Below are 24811 nucleotides of genomic sequence, written 5' to 3'. Positions count from 1 at the left end.
GACGAGCATAATAGTAAGCTCACGCATCATCGGTCGAACAATGTTCGACCGCAGACCATTCATTCCCCTCACGGCGCAGGTGCCCCAGCCGCTCCAGCTCGTGCAGCCACCCTTCCATGGGGTCGAAGCCCCACGTCCCGCGGAAGATGTTCGCGTTGCGCGCGATCGCCCGCGCGTGCTGCACCGGAGGCGACTGCGATGGGTGGTGCTGGTGGTAGGCCGCCGCGCCACCCAGCCACCACAGTCCTCCGCCGACCGCGGCGATCCGCTGGCCGAAGTCCGTGTCCTCGCCGCCGTAGCCCACGTAGCGCTCGTCGAATCCCCCGGCGGCGTTCCACGTGGCCACGGTGCAGGCCATGGACAGCGACCACAGCATACGGGGGTCGGCGGCCTCGAGCTCTCCGGGCCGGGGCAGCACGCGTGCGGCGTGGTCGCGCCCGAGCCGGGCCGCGACCTCGGGCGTGTGCTCCGCGTCGGTCATCCCCTCCGGCAGGTACTGCACCCGCCCGCTCACCACCGCGTGCTTCCCGCGCAGCTCGCGCAGCGCGCGCGAGTAGTCGCGCACGAGGTCCCGGTGCGGCAGACAGTCCACGTCCAGCAGCACCACGGAGTCCGCGCCGAGCTGCGCGGCCCGCTGCACACCGGCGTTGCGGGCCGCGGCCAGGGGCAGCTCGTCGCGCGGCTCCAGCTCCACGACGTCGCTCGGAAGGTCCGCGCGCAGCCGCACCACCCCGCCGATCTGCGGGTCCCCCATGCTCACCACCACGTGCACCAGCGGGGCCTCGCTCTGCACCGCGAGCCACTCCCTCTGCCGCCGCAGGTGGGTGTGCCGCCCACTGGCGATCGTCACCACGGCCGTGCTCATGGCCTCTCCCCTCGCAGCAGGGCCTCCAGGGCCGCCGCGGCCCGGTGGGCGCCGTCGCCGTGGCGCCACACGTCCCACCGCTGCCCACCCAGGGTGAGGGCGCGTTCCAGGAGCACGGGCCAGTCGGCGGGTGACGGCCAATGTTCGAGGCCCACGCAGATCCCGGCGCGCTCCAGGGCTGCGGCTGTGGCCAGCTGCTCGTCGTGCGGTCTCGGCTGGGCCACCACCACGGCGGGGACACGCGCGGCGGAGAGCTCGGCCACGGCATTGTTGCCACCGTGCGTCACCACCACGGCGGCCTCGTGGAGCTCACGCCACAGGTCAGGGGAGGGCGCGTCCGGGGTGCGGACGGTCCAGCGCCAGCCGGGCGTCGCGGCCCGGGCCGCGGCGATCTCCGCGTCCCCCACCACGGTCCCGCCACGGCCCCACACAACCAGCACGCTCCCACGGTGCACGACGCCGCTCGGCGGCTCGGTGGCGTCGGTTCCGGAGGCGGGCGTGGCGGGTTGCAGCGGGTGCCTCCCCACCCCGGCGGCATCCCGCACGGGAGCGTCGAAGCGGGAGATGGCTCCGGTGAACGTGGTCTTGCGGTTCCACTCCTCGGGCCAGTACGGCTCGGCGGTCTCGGCGGACCACGGCGCGACGAGGGCCGTGGCGGCGTCGTAGGCCGCACGGTGCGTGCGGTCGGTGCGGTCGCCGCGCATGGCCATGACGACCGTGGGAACGCCCATGAGCCGGGCCAGCAGGGTGACCTCGGCGGAGGTGTCCGTGACCATGAGGTCCACGTCGGCGCGGAGACGATCGGCCAGCAGCCCCATCCGCTCGCGGTGGCCGGGGTGGCCCAGGGGCGCCCAGTGCAGCACCCCGTTGGCCGTGGGGTCCTCCGGCTGGTCGGTGGTGTCCGGCGGCAGCTGGACCCACTCCCCCGGCCAGTCCGGCGGGCACTCGAGCGTGCTGAAGCCCAGCACGGGAACGCTCAGCTCACGCGCGATCTGGGTGGCCCGGTTGCGGTGCCCCAGGCCGTGGTGGTGCACGTAGTAGCCGATCACGCGCGCACCAGCTCCCGGTAGAGCTCCGCATAGGCGTCCACCGTGGCGTCCAGGGAACAGTTCTCGAGCGCGTAGCGCCGCACGCGCGCCCGGTCCATGCCCACCACGAGCGGCAGCATCGCGGCCGCTGCGGCCACCGTCTCCGCCTCGCTCGCACCGGGCTGGGACGTGAGACCGCCGGGGAAACGCACGATCTCGCTGAGACCACCGCGGGCCACGGCGAGGACGGGGGTGCCGCAGGCCATGGCCTCGGCGGCCACCAGCCCGTAGGGCTCCTCCCACGCCGGGGTCACGAGGCTCGCCGCACTGCGGCCCGCGAGCTCGCGGAGCTGGTCCGTGTCCAGGTGACCGACGTAGGTCACGTTCTCGTCCAGTAGGGGCTTCAACCGCGTCTCGAAGTACTGCCGGTCCGCCACGGGCCCCGCGATGCGCAGCCGCCACCCCGCCTTGATCGCGATCAGGGCGGCCACGTGGGGGGCCTTCTCGGGCACGATCCGTCCGGACCACACGAGCGCGTCCCCGCCCGGACCCGGGCGCCACTCGTGAGGGTCCACGCCGTTGCGGATCACGCGCGCGGGCGTGACCGTGCTCCACAGCTGCGCCACGGAATCGCTGACGGCCACCGTGTGGGCGGCCGGTGTGAGGCGCAGCGCGGGTTCGAGCCACGGCGTGGCGGGGGTGTGGAGCGTGGTCAGCAAGGGCTGCGGGATGGCTGCGGACATCACGATGGGCAGGAAGTGCAGGGAGTTGTTGTGCACCACGTCGATGTCCGGCCGGGACGCGAACGCCCGCATGACCTGCAGGTAGGAGAACGTCTCCCGCACCTGGGCCTCCGGGGGCATGGAGACGTCGTTGCGGGCCTCGTCACTGAGCACGAGCGGTTCCACGTCCAGCTCCTCGATGCCCAGCTGGGGGTCGGAACCGGGTGCGGCGAAGACCACCACGTCGATGCCCCTCGCGCGCAGCCCGCGGGCCAGGTGCCACGTGAAGGACTCCAGACCGCCGGAGAACGGCGGGATGATGGGGAAGCGGTCGTGCGCCAGGAGGGCGACCTTCATGCGGGATCCCCTCCCGTCCGGCCGAGCGCGGCCGACGCGCGCCGGTAGACCTCCGTGTGGGAGGCGGCAATCCGGCGTCGTTGCTCCGCGCGCTCCTCGGCGGACGCCTGCCACGGCGGGCTGCCGGGAAGGGAGGCGAGGGCGGCGTCGATCTGACCCTCGTCCGGTCGACCGCTGTGGTCCCAGTCGAAGCCGAGCACCCCGGGGTGCTGCTCGTGGTAGAAACCCGTGTGCGGCGCGAGCACCCTGGTGCCGAGGTCGTGGCACAGCTCCAGCCATCCGGAGTGGGAGCCGAAGCGGTAGGCGAGGACCGAGAGGTCCAGACCACGAAGGTGCTCCCACAGCTGCTCGTCCGTGTAGACCCCGTGGACGTCCACCCGGGTGTGCGGGGTGGAGCGGGCCGTGTCCAGCAGCTGCGCCACCCGGGGGTCGTGGTGGCGCTCACCGGGTGTGACCACGTCCGTGTGCGCGTCGAGCACCAGCCGGATCTGACCCCGGGCCGCGCGCTCCAGCAGCAGCCGGGCCACAGGAAGAGGGTTCATGTTCGCGCGCATGCTCTTGAAGCTCAGCCCCACGGTGGGGGCCGGTCCCACGGGCCCACGGGGCTGCCACCGGTCCAGCGGCAGGACGTGCGGGTGCGGGATGACCGTGGCCTCACGCCCCCAACGCTGCTCGACGGTCCGTGCGGCGCCGGGGGTCAGCGTGATCAGACCGTCCGCGGCGGGGACCAGGACGTCCAGGGCGGCGTCCTGGGCGGCGGGATCCACCTGGTGCGGGTTGCGGAGGTCGTGGACCGTGTAGACGAACGGCTTGCCGAGCCCGTGGAGGGTGTCAACGATGCGTTGCAGAGTCCCGGGCGGGGTCTGGTCGAAGCCGAAGTGCAGGTGGTAGAGGTCGAAGTCCTCGCAGTGGGCACGGATCCAGGACTCGTCGAGCATGACCAGCGGCCACCACGCGGCTCCCGGCACGGCTCGTGCGGGAGCGGGATCCGGCAGGCGGGTGACACCGTGGTCCCCGGCGGGATCGCTGAGGTGCTGCACGTACGCGTGGCCGTGGGGTAGTGACGCGACCCTCACTCGGTGGCACCTCCTGCGGTTCATGGGCCCGGGCCCACGGATGGGCACCGGCGGGACGCCGGGTCGGGAGCGGACGGGACCGGAACGGGCAGAACGCCCGGTGCAGGTTCCCGTGCTGCACTCCGGCGAGGATACACATCTTACTGACGGTTCCGACACGATATATTGTGCTTCGGCTGGGCGCCGCCGCATGCGGCTCCGCCGAGCACCGGGCCCCGGCCCGGGCGCCGCACCGTAGACCCGTGAATCCCGAGGTACCCCCGCATGAGCATCCGTCCGATTGTGATCTCCGGCAACCCCGTGCTGCACCGGCCCGCCGCCCGGGTCACGGAGTTCGACGACGCCCTGCGCACCCTGGTCGCGGACATGCACGAGACGATGGACGCGTCCCACGGCGTGGGTCTTGCCGCCCCGCAGATCGGGGTGGGGCTGCGGATCTTCACCTACCTCTTCGAGAACGAGGACGGGGTGGCCCCGCGCGGGACCCTGGTCAACCCGGTGCTCACCACGGGGAAGATCTCCGAGGTGGCCCCGGACCCGGACGAGGAGGCCGAGGGCTGCCTGTCGGTGCCCGGCCAGGCGTGGCCGCTCAAGCGCGCGGAGTGGGTGCGCATCGCGGGCCAGGACGAGAACGGGGATCCCGTGGCGTTCGAGGCCAACGGCTGGTTCGCCCGGGTGATGCAGCACGAGTACGACCACCTGGACGGCAAGCTGTATGTGGACCGGCTCAACCCCAAGTGGTCGCGCAGGGCCCGCAAGGCCGTGGCCCGTGAGAAGTGGGGCTCGGACTCCACGTGGCTGCCCGGCGTGGACGAGGATCCCTTCGGCCACTGACGCCGCGCGCACCGCCGCCCCGCCGACCGTCCCGCACCGGCACGGCACGGGCGGTCAGGGTGCCAGCACCACCGTCAGCACCCCCGCCGAGCGACTCGTCGGATCCTTCAGCTCCACGTGCCAGCGCTCGGCCAGCGCGTCACGGACCTCGTGCACCGTGTCCAGCGCACCCCCGGCGCGGCGAACCTCGCACAGGGCCCGCGCCACGAGCCCCCGCGTGTGCTTGGCCTGGTGCGAGACGACCGAGCGGGTGCCGTCCGCCTTCTCCTGCTCCACGCGCACCGTGACGGTGCGGGGCGCGGGTGCCTTCCATGCCGCGGCGTAGGCGGCAGAGCGGCAGTCCACAACTACCTGGTCCGAGGCGAGCTCGTCCAGCACCGGTGCGAGGCGCGGTTTCCACCAGCTGCTGAGTTTTCCCGTGCCCGGCAGCGCGGTTCCCATGGACAGCCGGTAGGCCGGAATCCGGTCCGTGGGGCGCACCGCACCCCACAGCGCGGAGATCACCAGCAGTGAGGAGTCCGCCACCTCGCGGGCCCCGGGCGAGAGGCTCGCGGCGTCCAGTGCGTCGTAGAGCACCCCGGTGTAGACCTCCAGGGCCGGCGCGGCGGGTGCGGTGCGCAGGTGCCGGTTGCGGGCGACGTCGGCGGCCAGCGACGGACCGACGCCCAGCACCTGCAGCGCGTCCTCTCGCCCGCTCACCTCGGCGAGCGCGTCCGCAAGCTCGGACCGCGCCCCGGTGAGTGCGGGCAGGTCGAGGGACGCGAGGTTCAGCGGATCGCCGCTCGCGGGGGCGGTCTTGGACTCGGAGGGCGGCAGCAAAATCAGCACCCCACGAGTGTAGGCGGCAGGTTCGGGCCGCTGGTGCCGCCGGAGACCGGGCAGGGCGTCACGGCGACGCGACAACGACGGTGCGCGGCCCGGGCCCGTGACAGGTCACCCGCGCGCCCCGGGAGACGAGGGACGGGTGTCGCCGCAGCGGTCCGTGCGACCACCTCAGGGCCCTCCAGAGCGGACGCACGCTCACCGCGTGGAGGGCCTCGGTGACGATTGCACCGACCTTCGTGAGGGTTCCCAGTTCGCCGCCCGTCAGGATCGGCAGTCCACCGCCGTAGGTGCCGTCCGCAAGGTTCCGGCCGCCGAGCCACAGGGCCCGCCCCGCTTCCAGCTGGGAGGCCTGCGGATCCTGGGCTGGATGCTCCTGGTTGCGCACGATCTCCTCAACCTGCGGGGGTGTGCTCCCCGGAGGACGCGGCGCCCAGGGCGGCGGTGTACAGCGGCTTGCCACCGGCCGGGCGCACCTCGATGGAGGCCTTGAGGGTTTTGTACTTGGCATCGAGCTGATCCGCCGGGCCGTCGTATAAGATCTCGTTCTCCGCGGCGACCGCACGTGACCCGGTGACATGATGAGCACTACGGGGTGGGGTGTGCTGGTGTGCATCCAGGTGTAGCAGTGCATGCCGCCGGTGACGGGGCTGACGATTATGGGGGTGCCTCGGAGAATTGGGGGATCCGATGACACCATCGTGACTCATGTCACAGAAAATATCTCAGTGGCGCGCCAGCATGTCGGGCTCGAGACGGTCGCACGACCCGCACCCTGGCCCGGGGCGGAGCATCCCTAATGATCAAGAACGTGGCTCGAGCGGAGAGTGCCCTACTGCTCCAAGTTTTCGGACTGGATCTCGCCGCTCGTCTTGCACCTGCCCAGGCCCGGGTCGAAGCACTCTGACCCCACCTGGTACTCGAACCCTGGCGCCACATATCCGTCGTAGTCGTAGTACTCGTCGGATGGTCCGACGTATCCGTTCGCATCCGCGTCCGGCTTCTCATATGTGGGGGCATTCGACTCCCCGTTGCCGCCGCCGTAGTTCTTCGGATCCATCGGATCCACTCCGTGGGCCCAGTCACCCAGCTGGTTGGCCGCGCAGTAGTCGATGACTTTCTGCTGCAGAGCATCCGTGTGCGGCATGGAGGAGCTCCACACGTCCGAGATGCACTGCCCGCCGGTCTGGAAGAACTGCTGCACTTCGCCGTCGCCCGCGGCAGCGTTGGCCTGAGCCGGCGCGGTGTCCTCGGTGACAGGTTCCTCTGTCTCCTCGGGCGCCGCTGCCGCTGCCGCGGAGGGTGTCGCAGTGCGCGACACGGACGGGGTCGGCGTCGCACTGGTGCTGCTCGGGGACGGGCTGGTGACATCGTTGGACGGCTTCTCGCTCCCGCACCCGGCCAGGGCGAGTGCGACAAGAGCCACGGGCAGGACGAGCGTGGTCACGCGACGTGCCATCGAGGGTTCTCCTGGGGGTGCGTAGGGGGGGGTGAGAGTGGTGGGGCGGGCCTTTCGCGAGTCCAGTTCAGGGACAACGACCCTGGATGCGTTCACCCGAAAAACATCATCACCCCTAGTCAGAGCAATCTTTCGGGGGTGTAGGTGGACAGGTGGGCCTGTGAGCCGGGTTCTGTGCCGCGGCCGGTTGCCCGCACCGCGGTGACGACCATCCATCTAGGCCGTGCGTTGCCGCACGGCTCAAGCAGCCTACCCGGACGCTCGGGCGAGCAGCCCTCGAACGCGCCCTGCATGGCCTTGCTCCGGACGGGGTTTACCGAGCCGCACCGGTCACCCGGCGCGCTGGTGGTCTCTTACACCACCTTTTCACCCTGACCCGCACGTGGCGGGCGGTCTGTTTTCTGTGGCACTGTCCTGCGGGTTTCCCCGAGTGGGTGTTACCCACCGTCCTGCTCTGCGGAGCCCGGACTTTCCTCGAGACGCCGTCGCGAACGACGACGCCGCGCGGTCGCCCGGCCCACCTGTCCGCCCCGATCCTACCGCGCGAGAAGGCCGCCCCGCCGTTCCCCGACCGGCGGACGCGGCCGGAGCATGCGATCCGCTCACGCCGCCCCGGGGCCCGGGCGTGGGCCGACCCACGCGTCAGAGCACGAGCATGGCCGAGCACTCGGGGCACTGCGGAATCATGGACTCCGGCGTGGCCTCCAGCGCGGCGGCGTCCGCGGGGCTCAAGCGGGTGCCGCATGCACCGCACGTCCCGTGCTCCCAGCGGGCGACGGCGATCCGGCCGCCCCCGCGCGCGGTCCGCAGCGCGTCGTAACGGGCGAGCAGGCCCGCGTCCGTGGCCGCGGCCAGCCGGGAACGCTGCTCCCCCAGCGCGGCGTGCTGCTCCTTCAGGGCGGCGAGCTCCGCGTCCCGCTCCGCCACCGCCGCGCGGGCCTCGGAATCCGCCGCGCGCAGCAGGGGCAGCTTGCGCTCGCGGTCCGCCGCGACCTCCTCCGCGTGGTCCATCGCGGCGAGCTGCGCCTCCTCCGCGGCTGCGCGCTGGGCCGTGAGCGTGTCGATCTGGTGCTGGATGCCCATGAGGTCCTTGGAGGTGCCTCCCGCGTTGAGGCGCTGCGTGTCCCGGTCGATCTTGGCCTGGATCGCGGACACCGCGGCCTCGGCGCTCTCCACCGCGTCCTGGGCCCGGCGCTGGGTGGCGTCCAGCTCCTGGGCCGCCGCGATGGCCTGCGACCGGCGCCGCATGAGCCCGGCCACGGTCTCCGAGCTCTGCAGGGCCTTGGCCCGGTTCAGCGTGGTCAGGATCTGGGAGTCCACCGACTGGAGGTCGAGCAGAGCGGGCAGTGCGGAGCGGGACGAGGTCATGAGCTTCTCCTGGGGTCCGGGTGCGGCTGCCGGGACGGTCGTGCCGCGGGGCGGGTGGTGGGCGGGGCGGGGGCTCCGGGCGGTGCCACCGCGCGGTTCACGGGTGGCTGGTGCGCGGCGGGAGCCCGGATGCCTCCGGTGGGCCACCCCGCCCGTGGCGTCTCACTGCGGCGGGGTGGCCACCGTGAGATCCCACGGGTCGGTGCGCAGCGTGCTCACGTGGATCTCCACCGCGAAGCCGCGGGCAGTCAGCGCGCGCTGCAGGTCCTCGGCGGCCCACGGGAGCCACAGGGCCTCGCTCGCGGAGTGCGCGGCGTCCACCAGCGCGGGGGTGCCGTGCTCCCCCGGCCCGAGGGCGCGCTCCCTGGCCTCCGACGCCGGGTGGTGGCGCAGGTCCGCGGTCACGTAGACGTCCGCGCCGTGGCTGCGCACGACGTCGAAGAGGGAGTCCCCCGAGCCGCCGCACACCGCCACCGTGCTCACGCGCCGGTCCGGGTCACCCGCCACCCGGAGTCCCTGCACCGTGGGCGGGATGCGCCGCGCCAGCCGTTCGGCGAGCTCCCGCAGGGTCACCGGCTCGTCCAGGGTTCCCACACGGCCCAGCCCCGTGCGGGGGTCGGAGAAGTGCGGAACGAGCGGAGCGGCGTCGTCGGGCCCGACACCGCACGCCGCGATCAGGGCGTCCGAGACGCCGCGGCGGGCCGAGTCCGCGCTGGTGTGGCAGCACAGCAGGGCGCAGCGGTTCTCCACGAGGTCGTGGACCACGCGACCCTTGAAGCCGTCCGCGGCCACGGACGTGACGCCGCGCAGCAGCAGGGGGTGGTGGGTGAGCAGCAGGTCGGCTCCTGCATCCACGGCCTCCCGGACCACGCCGGCCACGGGATCGACGGCCAGGTGGATGCGCCGAACCGGGGCCTCGGGGCGCCCGAGCACCAGACCGGACGCGTCCCAGTCCTCCTGGAGCCGGAAGGGCCACAGTGCGTCCGCCGCGGCGACGACGTCCTGGACCGTGGGGTGCGGATCGGATGACGGCTGATCGGTGCTCATGGCCCCATCCTAGGAGCGCGGCCTCCGCCACGGGCGGGGAATCTTCTGGCGCGCCACGCGTTGTACTGGGCATGACTTCATCGACGCCGCAGACGTTCGTGCTGGCCGGTGGCTGCTTCTGGTGCCTGGACGCCGTGTACCGCAGGGTGCGCGGAGTGCAGAGCGTGCGCAGCGTGTACACGGGCGGGCACACCCCGCACCCGGACTACGAATCGGTGTGCTCCGGAACCACCGGCCACGCCGAGGCCGTGGAGGTCGTGTTCGACCCGGACGTGGTGCCCGCGGACGTGATCCTGGACCTGTTCTTCACGGGTCACGACCCCACCACCCTGAACCGCCAGGGCTACGACGTGGGCACGCAGTACCGCTCAGCCGTGTTCCCGGCGGACGAGGAGCAGCGCCGCCTCTTCGAGGCCGCCATCGTGCGCGCCCAGGAGCTGTTCGACGACCCCGTGGTCACCACGGTGGAGCCACTGGGCCCGCTGCACGAGGCCGAGGACTTCCACCAGGACTTCTACGGCAACCAGCCGTTCAACGGCTACTGCCAGGTGATCATCAACCCCAAGCTCGCGAAGGTTCGCCAACATTACGCCGCGTGGCTCACGGACTGAGAGACCGCTGGAACCCGGGGCTACGCTGACACGGATTCCGGGCACTCGCCCGGCACCGCCGTGCCGCGAGTGCGATACCGCAGAACTGCGACACCACAGGACAAGGAGACAAGTGATGGGCAAGATCTACAACGACGTCACGGAGATCGTGGGGGGCACCCCCCTGGTGCGCCTCAACCAGCTGGACAAGGACCTCCCCGGCAACGTGGCGGTCAAGCTCGAGTTCTACAACCCCGCCAACTCCGTGAAGGACCGGATCGGCAAGGCCATCGTGGACGCCGCCGAGGCGTCCGGGCAGCTCAAGCCCGGCGGGACCATCGTGGAGGGCACCTCCGGCAACACGGGCATCGCCCTGGCCATGGTGGGTGCCGCCCGCGGCTACAAGGTCATCCTCACCATGCCCGAGACCATGTCCACCGAGCGTCGGGTCATGCTGCGCGCCTACGGCGCGGAGATCGTGCTCACCCCGGGCGCGGACGGCATGCGCGGCGCCGTGGACAAGGCCCAGGAGATCGTGGACACCACCGAGAACGCCGTCCTGGCCAGCCAGTTCGCGAATCCCGCCAACCCGCAGATCCACTACGAGACCACCGGACCCGAGATCTGGAACGACACCGACGGCGCCGTGGACGTCTTCGTCGCCGGCATCGGCACGGGCGGCACCATCTCCGGTGCCGGCAAGTACCTCAAGGAGCAGAAGCCGGAGGTCCGGCTCGTCGCCGTGGAGCCCTCCGACTCCCCGCTGCTCACCGAGGGCAAGGCCGGCCCCCACAAGATCCAGGGGCTGGGCGCCAACTTCGTGCCGGACGTGCTGGACCGCGAGATCTACGACGACGTCTACGACGTCACCGTGGAGGACTCGGTCCATTACGCCCGGGAGCTCGGCAGCAAGGAGGGCATCCTGGGCGGGATCTCCACGGGCGCGATCATCTGGGCCGCGCTGCAGGAGGCCGCCAAGGAGGAGAACCGGGACAAGCTGATCGTGGCCGTGGTGTGCGACTACGGCGAGCGCTACGTCTCCACCATCCTGTACGAGGACATCCGGGGCTGAGCCCCGGTCAGACCGCCCGGGGCGCGGGACACCCGCCCCGAGCATCCGTTGCACATCGGCGGGCACCGGTTCACCGGTGCCCGCCCCGTTCCACACCAGGGGGTAGCACGCGTGGGTTTCTGGCGCAGACTGCACGAGGATCTCGAGACCGCCCGCACGCACGATCCGGCGGCCCGCTCCAGCGTGGAGATCGTCCTGAACTACTCGGGGCTCCACGCCATCTGGGCGCACCGGCTGTCCCACCGACTGTGGCAGAACCCCGACCGTCGGCTGCTGGCGCGCACCGTGTCCCAGCTGGCGCGCTTCGCCACGGGCGTGGAGATCCACCCCGGCGCCACGATCGGTCGGCGTTTCTTCATCGACCACGGCATGGGCGTGGTGATCGGCGAGACCGCTGAGATCGGTGACGACGTGATGCTCTACCACGGTGTGACCCTGGGCGGGCGGTCCTTGGCGCCCGTGAAACGCCACCCCACGGTGGAGGACCGGGTCACCATCGGTGCGGGTGCCAAGGTGCTGGGGCCCATCACGGTGGGGCGCGACTCTGCCGTGGGCGCCAACGCCGTGGTGGTCAAGGACGTCCCCGCGGACTCGATCGTCACCGGCATCCCCGGCAAGGTCCGCCCCCGCACGCCCGAGAAGAAGGCCCCTCTCGTGGACCCCGCCGCGTACGTGGACCCCGCCATGTGGATCTGACGCGGCGGCACTGCACCTGGCTCCAGGAATGCGCAACGGGCCGGGTTCCCCGCGGGGAACCCGGCCCGTTCTCATGCGCTGCGTCCCACGACGACGCCGCGCGACCGCCTCAGGAGACGACCTCGGAGCGGTCCCCGCTCCACAGCACGTGGAAGCTGGAGTCCGGGTCGTCAACGCGCTTGTACGTGTGCGCCCCGAAGTAGTCGCGCAGCCCCTGGGTCAGTGCCGCGTTCAGGCGCGGGCGGCGCAGGGCGTCGTAGTACGCGAGCGCGGACGAGAACACCGGCGCGGGAATGCCGCGCTCGACGGCGCGTGCCACCACGCGGCGCCAGGCCGGCAGGGCGTCCTCGATGGACTGCACGAACTCCGGCGCGAACAGCAGGTTCAGCGGGGCCTTGTCCCCCTCGTAGGCGGCCATGATCACGTTCAGCAGCTCGGCGCGGATGATGCAGCCGTTGCGCCACAGGCTCGCGATCGAGGCGAGGTCCAGGTTCCAGCCGTACTCGCGTCCGGCCATGGTGAGCATGTCCAGGCCCTGGGCGTAGGAAACCAGCTTGGACGCGTAGAGCGCCTTGCGGACGTCGTCCACGAACTCCGGGTCCTTCACCACGTCCTCGGTGGTGTCACCGATGCCCGCGGGCAGCACCTCCTGGGCCTCCTTGCGCATGGCGGGTTCGGAGGAGGACAGCGCGCGGGCGAACACGGACTCGGCGATCGCGGTGACCGGGGAGCCGAGCTCCAGGGCCTCCTGCACGGTCCAGCGCCCGGTGCCCTTCTGGCCCGCGGCATCCGCGACGATGTCGATGAACGGCTTGCCGGTCTTCGGGTCCACCTGGCGCAGCACCTGCGACGTGATCTCGATCAGGTAGGAGGACAGTTCGGTGGTGTTCCACTCGTCGAACACGTCCGCCTGCTCGGCGGGCTCGAGCCCGGCCACCGAGCGCAGCAGCTCGTGGGCCTCGCCGATCACCTGCATATCCGCGTACTCGATGCCGTTGTGCACCATCTTGACGAAGTGCCCGGCGCCGTCCGTGCTGATCCACGCGCAGCAGGGAGCACCGTCGTCGGCCTTGGCGGAGATGTCCTCGAGCATGGGCCCCAGTGTGCTGTACGACTCCTCGGAGCCACCCGGCATGATGGAGGGGCCGTTGAGGGCGCCCTCCTCGCCACCGGAGACGCCGACGCCCACGAAGTGCAGCCCGTTCTGCGCGCACTCGCGCTCACGGCGGCGAGTGTCCTGGAAGTAGGAGTTGCCGCCGTCGATGATGATGTCGCCCTCGTCCAGCAGCGGGGTGAGCTGCTCGATCACGGAGTCCACAGGCGCACCCGCCTTGACCATGACCAGCACGCGGCGCGGGCGCTCGAGGGAGTCCACGAGCTCCTGCATGGTCTCCGTGCGGATGAAGTCGCCCTCGGAGCCGTGCTCCTCGATCAGCGCATCCGTCTTGGCGGACGAGCGGTTGTGCAGCGCCACGGTGTAGCCGTGGTGCGCGAAGTTGCGGGCAAGGTTGGCGCCCATCACGGCAAGGCCGGTGACACCGATATCAGCTTTCTTTTCTGCAGCCATGGTTCCTAGCCTACGCACCCGGACCGACAGCGCGCAGACCCGTGCATGGCGCGGGTGGGTGGGCACGCAATGCGAAAAACCCCGGAGCCGTGTGGCTCCGGGGTTCCCCTCGCGGTGGAGACCGACGGAATCGAACCGCCGTATCTGTCACGCCCGAAGGCGATCAAGCGCACCAGCGTCCCCTGGTGAACAGCTGCGGTCTCCCGCGTACTGCCCCATCATCTTAACGCCAGGTAACGCGCTCGTGTCAAACCGGATAGCTCCGTATGAGCGGCACGTGTGCAAGCTCACCCCACCCGTCCTGGGCGGGGACCCGACCGAACGGTAGGCTGACTCCCAATCGGGTGCTGGCAGCTGCTCCAGTCGTGCCCACCCGATCCCGGGCCTTTAGCTCAGCTGGTAGAGCGCTACGTTTACACCGTAGATGTCGTCGGTTCGATCCCGGCAGGGCCCACCAGCGCACGCCCCGCCCGTCCTCGCACGGGCGGGGCGTGCGCATCTCCGGGTCCCCGACCCGTGGTGCACGGGAGTCCGCAGCCGTGGCTCTGTCCACAGACGGGCCCGCACCCCTTCTCGGTGGTTTCCCCGCGTGTCTAGCGTGGGCGCGTGAACACACTCACGGGGATCATGGGCGGGCAGAGCGGCCCGGGATGGACACGGTGCTGCGCGGGCGGGAGCGGCGAGCCGGCGCGGGGAAGAAGGGCCGCCGCGAGCACGCCCCGGGCGACCGTGCCACCGGCCGGGTGCCCGTGCGGCGTCGCCTCTCGTCCCTGTGCGGGAGCGGTCTCGTGAGCGGCCCGTCGCGCGCCCGGGTGGCCCCCTACCGACCGGGGCGCCCCTCGAGGAGGCGTGCCAGCCCAGCGTCCGTACTGGAGCGGCTCGTGGCGTGGCTCGTGTGGCCCGTGGTCCTGGGGCTCCCGCCACTGCTCTTCAACCTGCGGGTGGGCTTCGGGCTCGAGGGACTCCACGCGGTCATCCACCTCGTCGTCGGCCTGCCCATCGCGTGGATCGCGGGCGCGGTGCTGGCCATTCTCGTGACGGCGCGCGCCTGCCTGGTGATGCCCTACGCCGCTGGGGCGTGGAGCACGGGCTTCCTGCTGTTCCACTGGCTGATGCAGATCCTCCTCGGACTGGCACTGGGGGATGTTGTAGACCCCCGCGGAACCACGGTTCCCAGTCCCCTGGAACGGTGGGGTCTCACGCAGCGCACGGCGGACGAGGTCTCCCTGGTCACCTTCCACGGTGCCTGGATCGGCGCACTGGCCGCGCTGATCGCGGCGATGGTCGAGTTGGGTACGGTCCCCCGGCGGCGTCCACAACATCCACCCGCCACGCCTGCCGGCTGACGCCGCCCGTGCCGGCGCGCGCGACCGGTGCGGGGCCACGGTCGATCCGGTGACGCCCCGGGTCAGTCGGCGGGTGGACGCCACATCCCGATGGCGGGCACTGTTCCGCGGCAGGCAATGGGACCGCGCGAGCGGAAGCCGAATCGTTCGTAGTACGGAACCAGGCCGGTGGTGGAAGCCTCCAGGTAGGCTCCGGCGTGCTGCCGGTCGATCTCCAGGAGGCGGTCCTCGAGCAGGCGGGATCCCACCCCGGTGCCCTGGGCGGGCGGCACCGTGGCCAGCGCCTTGAGGTACCAGTGGGGGGACGTCGGCTGCGCGCGCTGCGTGAGGTACTCGGTCGCGAGTGCGTCCGGGAAACGGGTGCGGAAGACCCGGGCGTAGGTCGCCACACCGGGGAGCATCCGGTACAAGGAGACCTGAGTGCCCGGGGCGGCCCAGAGCGCCGCACCGAGCGGCTGGTCCTCCCCCGGCGGCACCGCCAGGTAGACGTGACCGCCCACCGCGAACGCCTCCCGCACGACGCGTCGCCACAGCAGGGTGAGGGCCTCGAGCACATCGCCGTGGGGCAGCAGTCCGACCACGTGGGGATCGGTGGCGAACGCCTCGGCGAGCACCGCAGCGACCGGCTCGGTGTCCGCGCGGGACGCGGGGACGATCTCGAGCTGCGGTGCGGGATGGACGGAGCGATGGTGGTTCTGCGTCACACGTTCAGGCTAACAGTTGATGCATCACGGACAGCACCCTCCGCGCCTGCGTCCCCGGTCTGACCTGCGGCGGAACCGGCGCGCGCCCACCATGGCCGGTGGCGTGCCTACAGCAGCCGCGGCTGGGTGACCGTGTCCGCGGACTTCTTCGCCCGACGACGCCGCGGGGCCGGCTTCTCCTCGTGGTCCTCGTCGGTGCTCCCCGGGCTCTGCGCGGGCTCCGGCTCGGCGCCCGGTGCGTCGCGGCGCGCGGCGCGACGTCGTGCGGCGGGTGCCGCGGCGGAGCGCGCTGCCGGCGGGACGAGCGTCTGCTGTCCCGCAAGCTCGGCCTGCTGGTCCCGCAGTACGTCGATCGCGCGCTCGAAGTCCTCCAGGTCCTCGAACGCCTGGTACACCGAGGCGAACCGGAGGTAGGCCACCACGTCCAGGCGGCGCAGCGGCGGAAGGATCGCGAGGCCCACGTCGTGCGCCTCCACCTCCGCGCTGCCGGACGCCCGGATGGACTCCTCGACCTCCTGCGCGAGCATCGCGAGGTCGTCCTCGCTCACGGGCCGCCCCTGGCACGCCTTGCGCACGCCGTTGACGATCTTCTGCCGGTCGAACGGCTCGGTGACCCCGGAGCGCTTGATCACGGAGATCGACGTGGTCTCGAGCGTGGAGAAGCGACGGCCGCACTCGGTGCAGCGGCGGCGCCGTCGGATGGACGTGCCGTCGTCCGACGTGCGGGAGTCCACGACCTTGGAGTCGTTGTGGCGGCAGAACGGACAATGCACGGCTCAGCCTTTCCCGTGGGTGTCGGGGGATCCGGTGCCGGGCGCGTCCGGGACGCGGGCGGCGTCGCCCGCACGGGACGCGGGGTCGTCCTCCGCCCCGGGGGTGGGGCGCGGGGTGGCGCTGGTGGCGGCTGCGGACCCGTCTGCCCCGTGGGCACCCGCGGCGACGTGGTCCTCCGAGCGGAGGGCCACGGCGCGGCCGTGCGCGGGCAGGTCCTCACTGCCGGACAGGGCCACGATGTCCCCCTCCAGCTCGGCGAGCGCCTCACGCGTGTACTCGACCACCTGCACGGCCTTCATGAAGGAGGCGGCCTGAAGCCCGGACGCGAACACCGCGGTGCCGCCCGTGGGCAGCACGTGGTTGGAGCCGGCGGCGTAGTCCCCCAGCGGCACGGGACTGTACGGGCCCACGAAGATCGCCCCGGCGTTGCGGACCCGCGCGGCCACCTCGCGGGCGTCCCGGGTGTGGATCTCCAGGTGCTCCGCGGCGTAGGCGTCCGCCACGGCGATCGACTGCTCGAGCCCGTCCGTGAGCACCACCCCGGACTGCGGACCACCCAGTGCCGTGGTGATCCGCTCGCAGTGCCGTGCCTCCGGCACCTGCGCGGACAGCTCCCGCTCCACGGCCCGGGCCAGGTCCGGGGAGTCGGTGATGAGCACCGACCCGGCCGCAGGATCGTGCTCCGCCTGGGAGATCAGGTCCGCGGCCACGAACCGGGGATCTGCGGAGTCGTCCGCGAGCACGGCGATCTCGGTGGTGCCGGCCTCAGCATCCACTCCCACCAAAGAACGCAGCTGGCGCTTGGCCGTGGCCACGAAGATGTTGCCGGGGCCGGTGAGGGTGTTCACGGGTTCCAGGACGTCCTGGCCGTCCGTGACGCCCAGTGCCATGGCCGCGAGGGACTGCGCGCCGCCCACGGCCCACACCTCGTCCACGCCGAGCAGCCCGGCCGCCCCCAGGACCACGGGGTGCGGCAGCCCGCCGAACTCCTTCTGCGGTGGCGAGCACAGCACCACGGACTCCACGCCCGCGGCCTGAGCCGGCACCACGTTCATCACCACGGAAGAGGGGTACACGGCCAGTCCCCCGGGGATGTAGAGGCCCGCGCGGCGCACCGCGGTCCAGCGGTGGCGCAGCACCGCCCCGGGCGCCACCTCCACCTCCACGTCCCGCGGCCGCTGCGCCTCGGCGAACGCCCGGGTCCGCGCGATGGCGGTCTCCAGGGCACGTCGCACAGCCGGGTCCAGCTCCGCCACGGCCCGCGCGATCTGCTCGGGGGCCACGCGGATGCGATCCTGCTCCACACCGTCGAACCGGTGGGCCAGCTCGCGCAGCGCGTCCGCCCCGCGCGTTCGGACGTCCTCGATGATCCCCCGGACGGCGTCCTCGGCCGCGGAGACGGACGACGCCGCCTGGCGCGGCACCACCCGGCGCAGCTCGTCCCAGCCCAGATGCCTTCCGCGCAGGTCGACGACCCTCAGGTGGGTGCCAGCGGGGCCGGAGGACGGGGTGGTGTGGGGTTGCGCGTTCACCGTGCCAGTCTACAATCGCGCGTCAAAGCCGCCCGGGACGCCCGCGCACGGTTGTCCATGGAGGTGACGCGGATGCGACGCCACCGCGAGCGCGGAGGACGCCGGGGCGCTCAGGCCTCCAGGCAGGCGGGGCCGAGCAGCACCTTGAGGTCCCCGAACAGGGCGGGTGACGGGTTCACCCGGTACTCCGGGCCCAGCCGCATCACCTGGATGCTGCGCCGGGTGCCCAGGTGGATCCGCACCTCGGAGTCCCCCTTGTGGTTGCGCAGCACTTCCCCGATCTGGCGGATCGTGGCCTCCGTGGCGCGGTGCTCGGGAAGGGCCACGCACACCGGCCCGGAGGAGCCGTCCACGCTCAGCTCGGGCACCGTGAGCTCCTGCGCGGAGATGGTGATCGAGCCGTCGTCACGGCGCTGCATCCGACCCTTGATCACGCAGATCAGGTCCTCCGCGAGCACGCCCGCGATCGGCGCGTACGCCTTGCCGAAGAACATGACCTCGATCGAGCCCGAGCGGTCCTCGAGCTCCACGCGGGCGTAGGCGTTGCCGGAGGACTTAGCGATCCTGCGGGACAGGGAGGTGATCATGCCGCCGATGGTGACCACGGCGCCGTCGGGTCGGGTGTTCTCCTCGGTGAGCAGCGGGGCGATCGCCGTGTCCGTGTACTGGCCCAGGGCGTCGTCGAGACCGCGCAGCGGGTGGTCCGAGACGTAGAGGCCCAGCATCTCGCGCTCGAAGGCGAGCAGGTCCTTGCGCTCCCACTCGGGGACGTCCGGGACCTCCACGGAGAACGTCTCCTGGTCCTCGTCCTCGGAGCCGCCCATCGAGAAGATGTCGAACGTGAACTCGCCGTTGTCCTCCTTCTTCTTCTGCGCCACCACGTCCTCGACCGCCTGCTCGTGGCACATCACCAGGCCGCGGCGCGTGTGCCCGAGCTGGTCGAACGCACCGGCCTTGACCATGGACTCGATGGTCCGCTTGTTGCACACCACCGCCGGGACCTTTGCCAGGAAGTCGTTGAAGGACGTGAACTTCCCCTGCTCGTTGCGGGCGTCCACCATGGCCTGCACCACGTTGGCGCCCACGTTGCGCACCGCGCCCATGCCGAAGCGGATGTCGGTGCCCACGGGGGTGAAGTTCAGCTCCGACTCGTTCACGTCCGGCGGCAGCACCGTGATGCCCATGTGACGGCACTCGGTGAGGTACATGGCCAGCTTGTCCTTGTCGTCGCCCACAGAGGTGAGCAGAGCCGCCATGTACTCGGCCGGGTAGTGCGCCTTGAGGTACGCGGTCCAGTACGAGACCAGCCCGTAGGCCGCGGAGTGCGCCTTGTTGAACGCGTAGTCCGAGAACGGCAGCAGGATGTCCCACAGCGCCTTGATCGCGGCCTCGGAGTAGCCGCGGTCCACCATGCCCTGGTGGAAGCCCTGGTACTGCTTGTCCAGCTCCGCCTTCTTCTTCTTGCCCATGGCTCGGCGCAGGATGTCCGCCTGGCCGAGCGAGTAGCCCGCGACCTTCTGGGCGATCGCCATCACCTGCTCCTGGTACACGATCAGGCCGTAGGTGGTGCCCAGGATCTCCTCGAGCGGCTCCGCGAGCTCGGGGTGGATCGGGGTGATCTCCTGCGCGCCGTTCTTGCGCAGCGCGTAGTTGGTGTGGGAGTTCGCACCCATGGGACCCGGCCGGTAGAGGGCGATGGTCGCGGAGATGTCCTCGAAGTTGTCGGGGCGCATGAGCTTGAGCAGCTGGCGCATGGGCCCGCCGTCCAGCTGGAACACGCCCAGGGTGTCCCCGCGGGCCAGCAGCTCGTAGGAGCCGGGGTCGTCGATGGGCAGGTGCTCCAGGTCCAGCACGAAGCCGTCCCGGTTCAGCGTGATGTTCTCCAGCGCGTCGGAGATGATCGTGAGGTTGCGCAGCCCCAGGAAGTCCATCTTGATCAGCCCCAGGCCCTCGCACGTGGGGTAGTCGAACTGGGTGATCACCTGCCCGTCCTGCTCGCGGCGCATGAGCGGGATGATGTCGATCAGCGGGTCCGAGGACATGATCACGCCCGCGGCGTGCACACCCCACTGGCGCTTGAGCCCTTCCAAGCCCTGGGCGGTCTCGAAGACCTTCATGGACTCGGGGTCGTCCTCGAGGACCTCGCGCAGCTCACCGGCCTCGTCGTAGCGCTTGGCGTCCTTGTCGTAGACGTCCTGCAGGGAGATGCCCTTGCCCATGACGTCCGGCGGCATGGCCTTGGTGAGCCGCTCCCCCATGGAGAACGGGTAGCCGAGCACGCGCGAGGAGTCCTTGAGCGCCTGCTTGGCCTTGATGGTGCCGTACGTGACGATCATGGCCACGCGCTCGTCGCCGTACTTCTCCGTGACGTAGTGGATCACCTCGGAGCGGCGGCGGTCGTCGAAGTCCACGTCGAAGTCGGGCATGGACACGCGGTCCGGGTTGAGGAAGCGCTCGAAGATCAGCCCGTGCGCGAGCGGGTTCAGCTCGGTGATGCGCATGGCGTACGCCACCATGGAACCGGCACCGGAACCACGGCCGGGACCCACGCGGATGCCGTTGTCCTTGGACCAGTTGATGAAGTCCGCGACCACCAGGAAGTAGCCGGGGAAGCCCATCTGGATGATGATCTTCTTCTCGTACTCGGCCTGCTCACGGACGTCGTCCGGGATCCCGCCCGGGAAGCGGTAGTGCAGCCCCTTCTCGACCTCCTTGATGAACCACGAGGTCTCGTCCTCCCCCTCGGGCGTGGGGAAGCGCGGCATGTAGTTGGCGGAGGTGTCGAACTCCACCTCGCAGCGCTCGGCGATCTCCAGGGTGTTGTCGCACGCCTCCGGGAAGTCCCGGAACAGCTCGCGCATCTGCTCGGGGGACTTGAGGTAGAACTCGTCCGCGTCGAACTTGAAGCGCTTGGGGTCCTGCAGCGTGGAGCCGGACTGCACGCACAGCAGCGCCGCGTGGGACTTGGCGTCCTCCGCGTGCGTGTAGTGCAGGTCGTTGGTGGCCACGAGCGGCAGGCTGAGGTCCTTGGCCAGGCGCAGCAGGTCCTGGGTCACGCGCTTCTCGATGCCCAGCCCGTGGTCCATCAGTTCGCAGTAGAAGTTCTCTGCGCCGAAGATGTCGCGGAACTCTGCGGCGGCCTTCACGGCCTCGTCGTACTGGCCCAGCCGCAGCCTGGTCTGCACCTCGCCGGACGGGCAGCCCGTGGTGGCGATGAGCCCCTTGCCGTACTGGTTGAGCAGCTCCCGGTCCATGCGGGGCTTGTACAGCTGGCCCTCCAGGGACGCCTTGGTGGATGCGCGGAAGAGGTTCTGCATGCCCTCACTGGACTGCGCCAGCAGGGTCATGTGGGTGTAGGCGCCGGCGCCCGAGACGTCGTCGCGCCCGCCGTCCGCGAACTTGACGCGGGTGCGGTCCTGGCGGGCCGTGCCCGGCGTGAGGTAGGCCTCCACGCCGATGATCGGCTTGATGCCGGCCGCGCGCGCCTTGTTCCAGAAGTCGAACGCTCCGAACACGAACCCGTGATCCGTGGTGGCCAGCGAGTCCATGCCCAGCCGGTGGCACTCCTCGAAGAGGTCGTTCAGGCGCGCGGCACCGTCCAGCATGGAGTACTCGGTGTGCACGTGGAGATGGGTGAAGCCTTTTTTGCCGGTCGCCGAAGTCACCCGACCATTCTAGGCCGCGGCCCGGACGTCCCCGCCCGCCCGGTGGCGGAGATCCGTCACAGCTGCGGACCGCCGTCGCGCAGCGTCTCCACCGCGTAGGCGAGGTCCGTGGGGTACGGGCTCTCGTACTCCACGTACTGACCGGTGGCGGGGCTGGTGAAACCCAGGCGCTTGGCGTGCAGCCACTGCCGGGTCAGGCCCAGACCCGCGGAGAGAGCGGGGTCCGCGCCGTAGGTGAGGTCCCCGCAGCACGGGTGCTGCAGCGCGCTGAAGTGCACGCGGATCTGGTGGGTGCGCCCGGTCTCCAGGTGCACCTCCACGAGGGACGCCCGCCCGAACGCCTCGAGCACCTCGTAGTGGGTCACCGAGTTCCGCCCGTCCTCCAGCACGGCGAAGCGCCACTCGTGGCCGGGGTGGCGTCCGATGGGAGCGTCGATGGTGCCCTTCAGCGGGTCCGGGATGCCCTGCACCACGGCGTGGTACACCTTGGTCACGGTGCGCTCCTTGAACGCCCGCTTGAGCTGGGAGTAGGCGCTCTCGTCACGGGCCACGACCATGAGACCGGACGTCCCCACGTCCAGCCGGTGCACGATTCCCTGGCGCTCGGGAGCGCCGGAGGTGGCCACGGAGATCCCCGCTCCGGCCAGGGCGCCGACCACCGTGGGTCCCTTCCACCCGGGAGACGGGTGGGCCGCCACACCGGCGGGCTTGTCGATCACCACGTACGAGGCCTCCGAGTGCACCACGCGCAGGTCCGGGACGTGCTGCGGGGCGATCCGGTGGGGATCCTCGGGCACCGGGACCTGCACCGTGTACGTCTCGGACGAGGCCACGCGGTGCGACTTGCCCACCGGTCTGCCCCGGAACCCCACCCGGTCCTCGCCGCACAGCTGGGCCGCTGCAGAACGGGACAGACCCGTCCAGGCGGCCACGGCGGCGTCGAGCCGCAGCCCGTCCTGCTCCTGCGAGACCGTGAACCGGGCGTCGTCGAACTCGGGCTCCGAACCCGTGGGGCGCGTGCGCTCAGCCACCACGGGGCGCCGCCATGTCACGGTCCTTGAGGATCAGCACCATGATGATGCCGATCCCCACGGTCACGCCGCAGTCCGCGATGTTGAAGATCGCGAAGTGCGGCACGGCGATGAAGTCCACCACGTGGCCCACGCCGAAACCGGGCTCACGGAACAGCCGGTCCGTGAGGTTGCCCAGGGTGCCCCCGAGCACGAGGCCCAGGCCCACGGCCCACCACGGGTCACGCACGCGGCGCAGGGCCCAGAGGATGCCCACGGACACCACGGCCATCACCACGGTGAAGATCCACGTGAACTCCGAGCCCAGGGAGAAGGCGCCTCCGCTGTTGCGGATGTGCTCCCACCACAGCAGCCCCGGGATCACGGGATACTCCACCCCGGGCACCAGGCTGCTGACCACCCACAGCTTCACCAGCTGGTCCACGGCCCAGACCGTGGCGGCCACGGCCAGCGCCACGACGACGCAGCGGCGGCCGGTCCGCTGGGGAACCTGGGCCGCCGCTGCACCGGGCATGTGATCCGTCACAGGCGCTTACTTGGCGGTGCGCTTGGTGCCGGACGCCTGCGAGGGCGCGAGCGAACCGGTGTTGTCGAGGTCCTTCAGCTGAGTGTTCAGGAAGCTCTTGAGGTTGCCGCGGTAGTCGGACTCGAAGGTGCGCAGCTCGGCCACGGCCGCCTCCAGGTCCACCTTCTCGGCCTCGAGAGCGGAGAGGGTCTCCTCCTTGGTGCGCTTGCCCTCGGCCACGAGGTGGTCCGCCTGGGTGCGGCCCTCGGTGATCAGGCGCTCACGCTCGGACTGGCCCTGGGAGACGTAGTCGTCGTGCAGCTTCTGCGCCATGGCGAGCACGGCGGCCGCGGACTGCGTGGAGTCGGTGGAGGCCGTCCCCTCGGCCACCGGGCGGGCCGCAGTGGCCGACGGCGCGGAGTCGGTGCCGCTCGTGCCGGTTCCGGTGGTCTTCGGCTCGGCGGGAGTGGTGGTCTCGGCCGGAGCCGCTGCCACGGGCTCGGACACGGTCTCCTCGCGGGAGTCACGGCTCGTGGCCGCGGCCACCGTGGTGGCCTGGCCGGCGCCGGTCCCCTGCTCGGACACGGGGGTCTCGGCGGGCGCGTCCTCGGGGCGGCCGCCGAGGGTCTCCACCTGCTTGCGCAGGGTGTCGTTCTCCTGGTGCAGGCGGCGCAGCTCCACCACGACCTCGTCGAGGAAGTCGTCCACCTCGTCCTGGTCGTAGCCCTCACGGAACTTGGTGGGCTGGAACCGCTTGTTGATGACGTCTTCGGCTGTCAGAGCCATGGGTCTGTCTCCTCGTCTCGAACTGGAACCACCCGTGCCGGGGCGCTTCTCGGCGCTCCGGGGGTGGAGGGATTTCCGGCCCAGGATACAACTGCGCACCCGGGGCCGACGACTATCACGCGCGCAGCAGCAGTCCCGCCACGATCGACTGCAGGATGCTGAGCACGAAGACCAGGATCAGGAACCCGAGATCCAGGGCCACCCCGCCGAACCGCAGGGGCGGGACCAGCCTGCGCAGCGCGTTCATGGGCGGGTCGGTGAGCGAGTAGATCGTGGATGCCGCCACCAGCGCCAGGCCCTTGGGCCGCCAGCCGCGCGCGAACATCTGGACCCAGTCCAGCACGAGACGCCCGAGCAGGGCGATGTACAGGACGTGGACCACCAGGTAGATGATCGACAGCGCGAGGTGCACGGATCAGCCCTCGACCTGTTCGAGGGACGCGGGCTCCTCGTCGAGGTCGTCGCTGTGGCCCTGGTCCCGGACCTCCACGAAGGAGGGGGTCAGCAGGAACACCTTGGCGGTGACGCGCTCGATGGAGCCGTGCAGAGCGAAGACGAGCCCCGCGGCGAAGTCCACCAGGCGCTTGGCCTCGGCCTCGCCCATGTCGGAGACGTTCATGATCACGGGGGTCCCGTCCCGGAACGCCTCCCCGATGGACTTGGCGTCGTTGTAGGACCGGGGGTGCACGGTGGTGATGGTGCGCAATTCGTTCTCGTCCTCTCGGGAACTGGGTGCCCGCTTGATGGGGGTCACCGGGGCCCTGTACTCGGGGGAACGGCGTGCCACGGAGGTGCTGCCGTTCTCGCTCACGGCCAGGGTGGAGCCACCGGTGCTCTGGGGGGTGTCCCGGGGGCGGGGGGTGTCATCGGAGATGTACTCGTCGTCGGTCTCGGCCAGCCCGAGATACACCATGGTGCGACGCAGCGCTCCGGCCATATTGTCTCCTCGAATTCTTCGGCGGGGG

The 24811-nt window shown here is 71.0% G+C and carries 24 protein-coding genes, 1 tRNA gene and 1 other RNA gene; 6 read left to right on the top strand and 20 right to left on the bottom strand.

All coding sequences use genetic code 11. The features are described from left to right. Positions 1 to 19: 19 nt before the first annotated feature. Genes P8S73_RS00400 through P8S73_RS00385 form a run of 4 tightly spaced genes read right to left on the bottom strand, consistent with a single transcriptional unit; the run spans position 20 to position 4048 of the window. A complete protein-coding gene (locus P8S73_RS00400; RefSeq protein WP_039100829.1) occupies positions 20 to 865 on the bottom strand; it encodes a glycosyltransferase family 2 protein in 846 nt (281 codons plus the stop codon). Then, complete coding sequence (locus tag P8S73_RS00395; protein ID WP_039100828.1) at positions 862 to 1914, bottom strand: glycosyltransferase; 1053 nt, start codon at positions 1912 to 1914, stop codon at positions 862 to 864. Before P8S73_RS00395 ends, P8S73_RS00400 begins: the two co-directional genes overlap by 4 nt. Next, positions 1911 to 2972: a glycosyltransferase gene (locus P8S73_RS00390; RefSeq protein ID WP_039100827.1), complete on the bottom strand. Its 1062-nt coding sequence runs from the start codon at positions 2970 to 2972 to the stop codon at positions 1911 to 1913. The genes P8S73_RS00395 and P8S73_RS00390 overlap by 4 nt, the downstream gene beginning before the upstream one ends. Next, positions 2969 to 4048 (bottom strand): glycosyltransferase, encoded by a 1080-nt coding sequence (locus P8S73_RS00385; RefSeq protein WP_124109610.1) that lies wholly within the window; start codon positions 4046 to 4048, stop codon positions 2969 to 2971. Before P8S73_RS00385 ends, P8S73_RS00390 begins: the two co-directional genes overlap by 4 nt. A 264-nt stretch (positions 4049 to 4312) precedes the next feature. Here P8S73_RS00385 and def point away from each other — a divergent pair, with 264 nt between their 5' ends. Continuing rightward, positions 4313 to 4882 (top strand): peptide deformylase, encoded by a 570-nt coding sequence (def, locus tag P8S73_RS00380; RefSeq protein WP_019310715.1) that lies wholly within the window; start codon positions 4313 to 4315, stop codon positions 4880 to 4882. Positions 4883 to 4936: 54 nt separating this feature from the next. On the opposite strand, the gene P8S73_RS00375 is transcribed toward def, so the two are convergent. From P8S73_RS00375 to P8S73_RS00350, 6 genes are all read right to left on the bottom strand, one after another. Next, positions 4937 to 5710 carry a YaaA family protein gene (locus P8S73_RS00375; protein WP_124109609.1) on the bottom strand — a complete coding sequence of 258 codons (774 nt, stop codon included), beginning with the start codon at positions 5708 to 5710 and terminating at the stop codon, positions 4937 to 4939. Between the two features lie 58 nt (positions 5711 to 5768). Next, positions 5769 to 6092: a hypothetical protein gene (locus P8S73_RS00370; RefSeq protein ID WP_124109608.1), complete on the bottom strand. Its 324-nt coding sequence runs from the start codon at positions 6090 to 6092 to the stop codon at positions 5769 to 5771. A 444-nt stretch (positions 6093 to 6536) separates the two neighbouring features. After that, positions 6537 to 7163 (bottom strand): hypothetical protein, encoded by a 627-nt coding sequence (locus P8S73_RS00365; protein WP_124109607.1) that lies wholly within the window; start codon positions 7161 to 7163, stop codon positions 6537 to 6539. Positions 7164 to 7308: 145 nt separating this feature from the next. Then, an RNA gene (rnpB, locus tag P8S73_RS00360) (RNase P RNA component class A) lies at positions 7309 to 7687 on the bottom strand. 118 nt (positions 7688 to 7805) lie between these two features. Beyond that, on the bottom strand, positions 7806 to 8531 hold the full coding sequence (locus tag P8S73_RS00355) for a zinc ribbon domain-containing protein (protein ID WP_124109606.1): 726 nt from the start codon (positions 8529 to 8531) through the stop codon (positions 7806 to 7808). A gap of 162 nt (positions 8532 to 8693) precedes the next feature. Then, positions 8694 to 9578, bottom strand: coding sequence for a Nif3-like dinuclear metal center hexameric protein (locus P8S73_RS00350; protein ID WP_019310718.1), 885 nt, complete (start codon positions 9576 to 9578; stop codon positions 8694 to 8696). Positions 9579 to 9649: 71 nt separating this feature from the next. Between P8S73_RS00350 and msrA the strand changes: the two genes are divergently transcribed. The 3 genes from msrA to epsC all read left to right on the top strand — a co-directional run bounded on the left by msrA (position 9650) and on the right by epsC (position 11936). Next, complete coding sequence (msrA, locus tag P8S73_RS00345; RefSeq protein WP_035885325.1) at positions 9650 to 10189, top strand: peptide-methionine (S)-S-oxide reductase MsrA; 540 nt, start codon at positions 9650 to 9652, stop codon at positions 10187 to 10189. Positions 10190 to 10304: 115 nt separating this feature from the next. Next, a complete protein-coding gene (gene cysK, locus P8S73_RS00340) occupies positions 10305 to 11240 on the top strand; it encodes a cysteine synthase A (protein ID WP_019310719.1) in 936 nt (311 codons plus the stop codon). 111 nt (positions 11241 to 11351) lie between these two features. After that, positions 11352 to 11936: a serine O-acetyltransferase EpsC gene (gene epsC / locus P8S73_RS00335; RefSeq protein ID WP_047979416.1), complete on the top strand. Its 585-nt coding sequence runs from the start codon at positions 11352 to 11354 to the stop codon at positions 11934 to 11936. 109 nt (positions 11937 to 12045) lie between these two features. Here the strand turns inward: epsC and gndA are convergent, their stop codons facing one another. Then, positions 12046 to 13503, bottom strand: a complete 1458-nt coding sequence (gene gndA / locus P8S73_RS00330; protein ID WP_124109605.1) for an NADP-dependent phosphogluconate dehydrogenase — start codon at positions 13501 to 13503, stop codon at positions 12046 to 12048. Positions 13504 to 13884: 381 nt separating this feature from the next. On the opposite strand from gndA, the gene P8S73_RS00325 reads away from it, so the two are divergent. Together P8S73_RS00325 and P8S73_RS00320 are read left to right on the top strand one after the other, a co-directional pair. Beyond that, positions 13885 to 13960: transfer RNA gene (locus tag P8S73_RS00325), tRNA-Val, on the top strand. A gap of 424 nt (positions 13961 to 14384) precedes the next feature. Next, complete coding sequence (locus P8S73_RS00320; RefSeq protein WP_039100821.1) at positions 14385 to 14849, top strand: hypothetical protein; 465 nt, start codon at positions 14385 to 14387, stop codon at positions 14847 to 14849. 62 nt (positions 14850 to 14911) lie between these two features. Here the strand turns inward: P8S73_RS00320 and P8S73_RS00315 are convergent, their stop codons facing one another. The 9 genes from P8S73_RS00315 to P8S73_RS00275 form a co-directional block, all read right to left on the bottom strand. After that, complete coding sequence (locus P8S73_RS00315) at positions 14912 to 15553, bottom strand: N-acetyltransferase (protein WP_039100820.1); 642 nt, start codon at positions 15551 to 15553, stop codon at positions 14912 to 14914. Positions 15554 to 15660: 107 nt separating this feature from the next. Then, complete coding sequence (gene nrdR, locus P8S73_RS00310) at positions 15661 to 16326, bottom strand: transcriptional regulator NrdR (RefSeq protein WP_019310724.1); 666 nt, start codon at positions 16324 to 16326, stop codon at positions 15661 to 15663. 3 nt (positions 16327 to 16329) lie between these two features. Then, a complete protein-coding gene (gene hisD, locus P8S73_RS00305) occupies positions 16330 to 17859 on the bottom strand; it encodes a histidinol dehydrogenase (protein WP_039100819.1) in 1530 nt (509 codons plus the stop codon). Positions 17860 to 17969: 110 nt separating this feature from the next. Then, entirely contained in the window at positions 17970 to 21464 is a 3495-nt protein-coding gene (gene dnaE, locus P8S73_RS00300) for a DNA polymerase III subunit alpha (RefSeq protein WP_052239218.1), read from the bottom strand. Between the two features lie 116 nt (positions 21465 to 21580). Beyond that, the gene (locus P8S73_RS00295) at positions 21581 to 22558 is read right to left on the bottom strand and encodes an RluA family pseudouridine synthase (RefSeq protein WP_019310727.1); all 978 of its coding nucleotides are present in this window, start codon (positions 22556 to 22558) and stop codon (positions 21581 to 21583) included. Beyond that, positions 22548 to 23069, bottom strand: a complete 522-nt coding sequence (gene lspA, locus P8S73_RS00290; protein ID WP_249493868.1) for a signal peptidase II — start codon at positions 23067 to 23069, stop codon at positions 22548 to 22550. Before lspA ends, P8S73_RS00295 begins: the two co-directional genes overlap by 11 nt. An 18-nt stretch (positions 23070 to 23087) precedes the next feature. Continuing rightward, on the bottom strand, positions 23088 to 23846 hold the full coding sequence (locus P8S73_RS00285) for a DivIVA domain-containing protein (protein WP_039100815.1): 759 nt from the start codon (positions 23844 to 23846) through the stop codon (positions 23088 to 23090). A gap of 115 nt (positions 23847 to 23961) precedes the next feature. Next, positions 23962 to 24258, bottom strand: a complete 297-nt coding sequence (locus P8S73_RS00280; protein ID WP_019310730.1) for a YggT family protein — start codon at positions 24256 to 24258, stop codon at positions 23962 to 23964. 3 nt (positions 24259 to 24261) lie between these two features. Further along, on the bottom strand, positions 24262 to 24783 hold the full coding sequence (locus tag P8S73_RS00275; protein WP_039100814.1) for a cell division protein SepF: 522 nt from the start codon (positions 24781 to 24783) through the stop codon (positions 24262 to 24264). Positions 24784 to 24811: the final 28 nt, after the last annotated feature.

The sequence above is a fragment of the Kocuria sp. ChxB genome, from assembly GCF_044359605.1.
In the GTDB taxonomy this organism is placed as follows: Bacteria; Actinomycetota; Actinomycetes; order Actinomycetales; family Micrococcaceae; genus Kocuria; species Kocuria rhizophila.
This window is presented reverse-complemented; position numbering and strand designations above follow the sequence as displayed.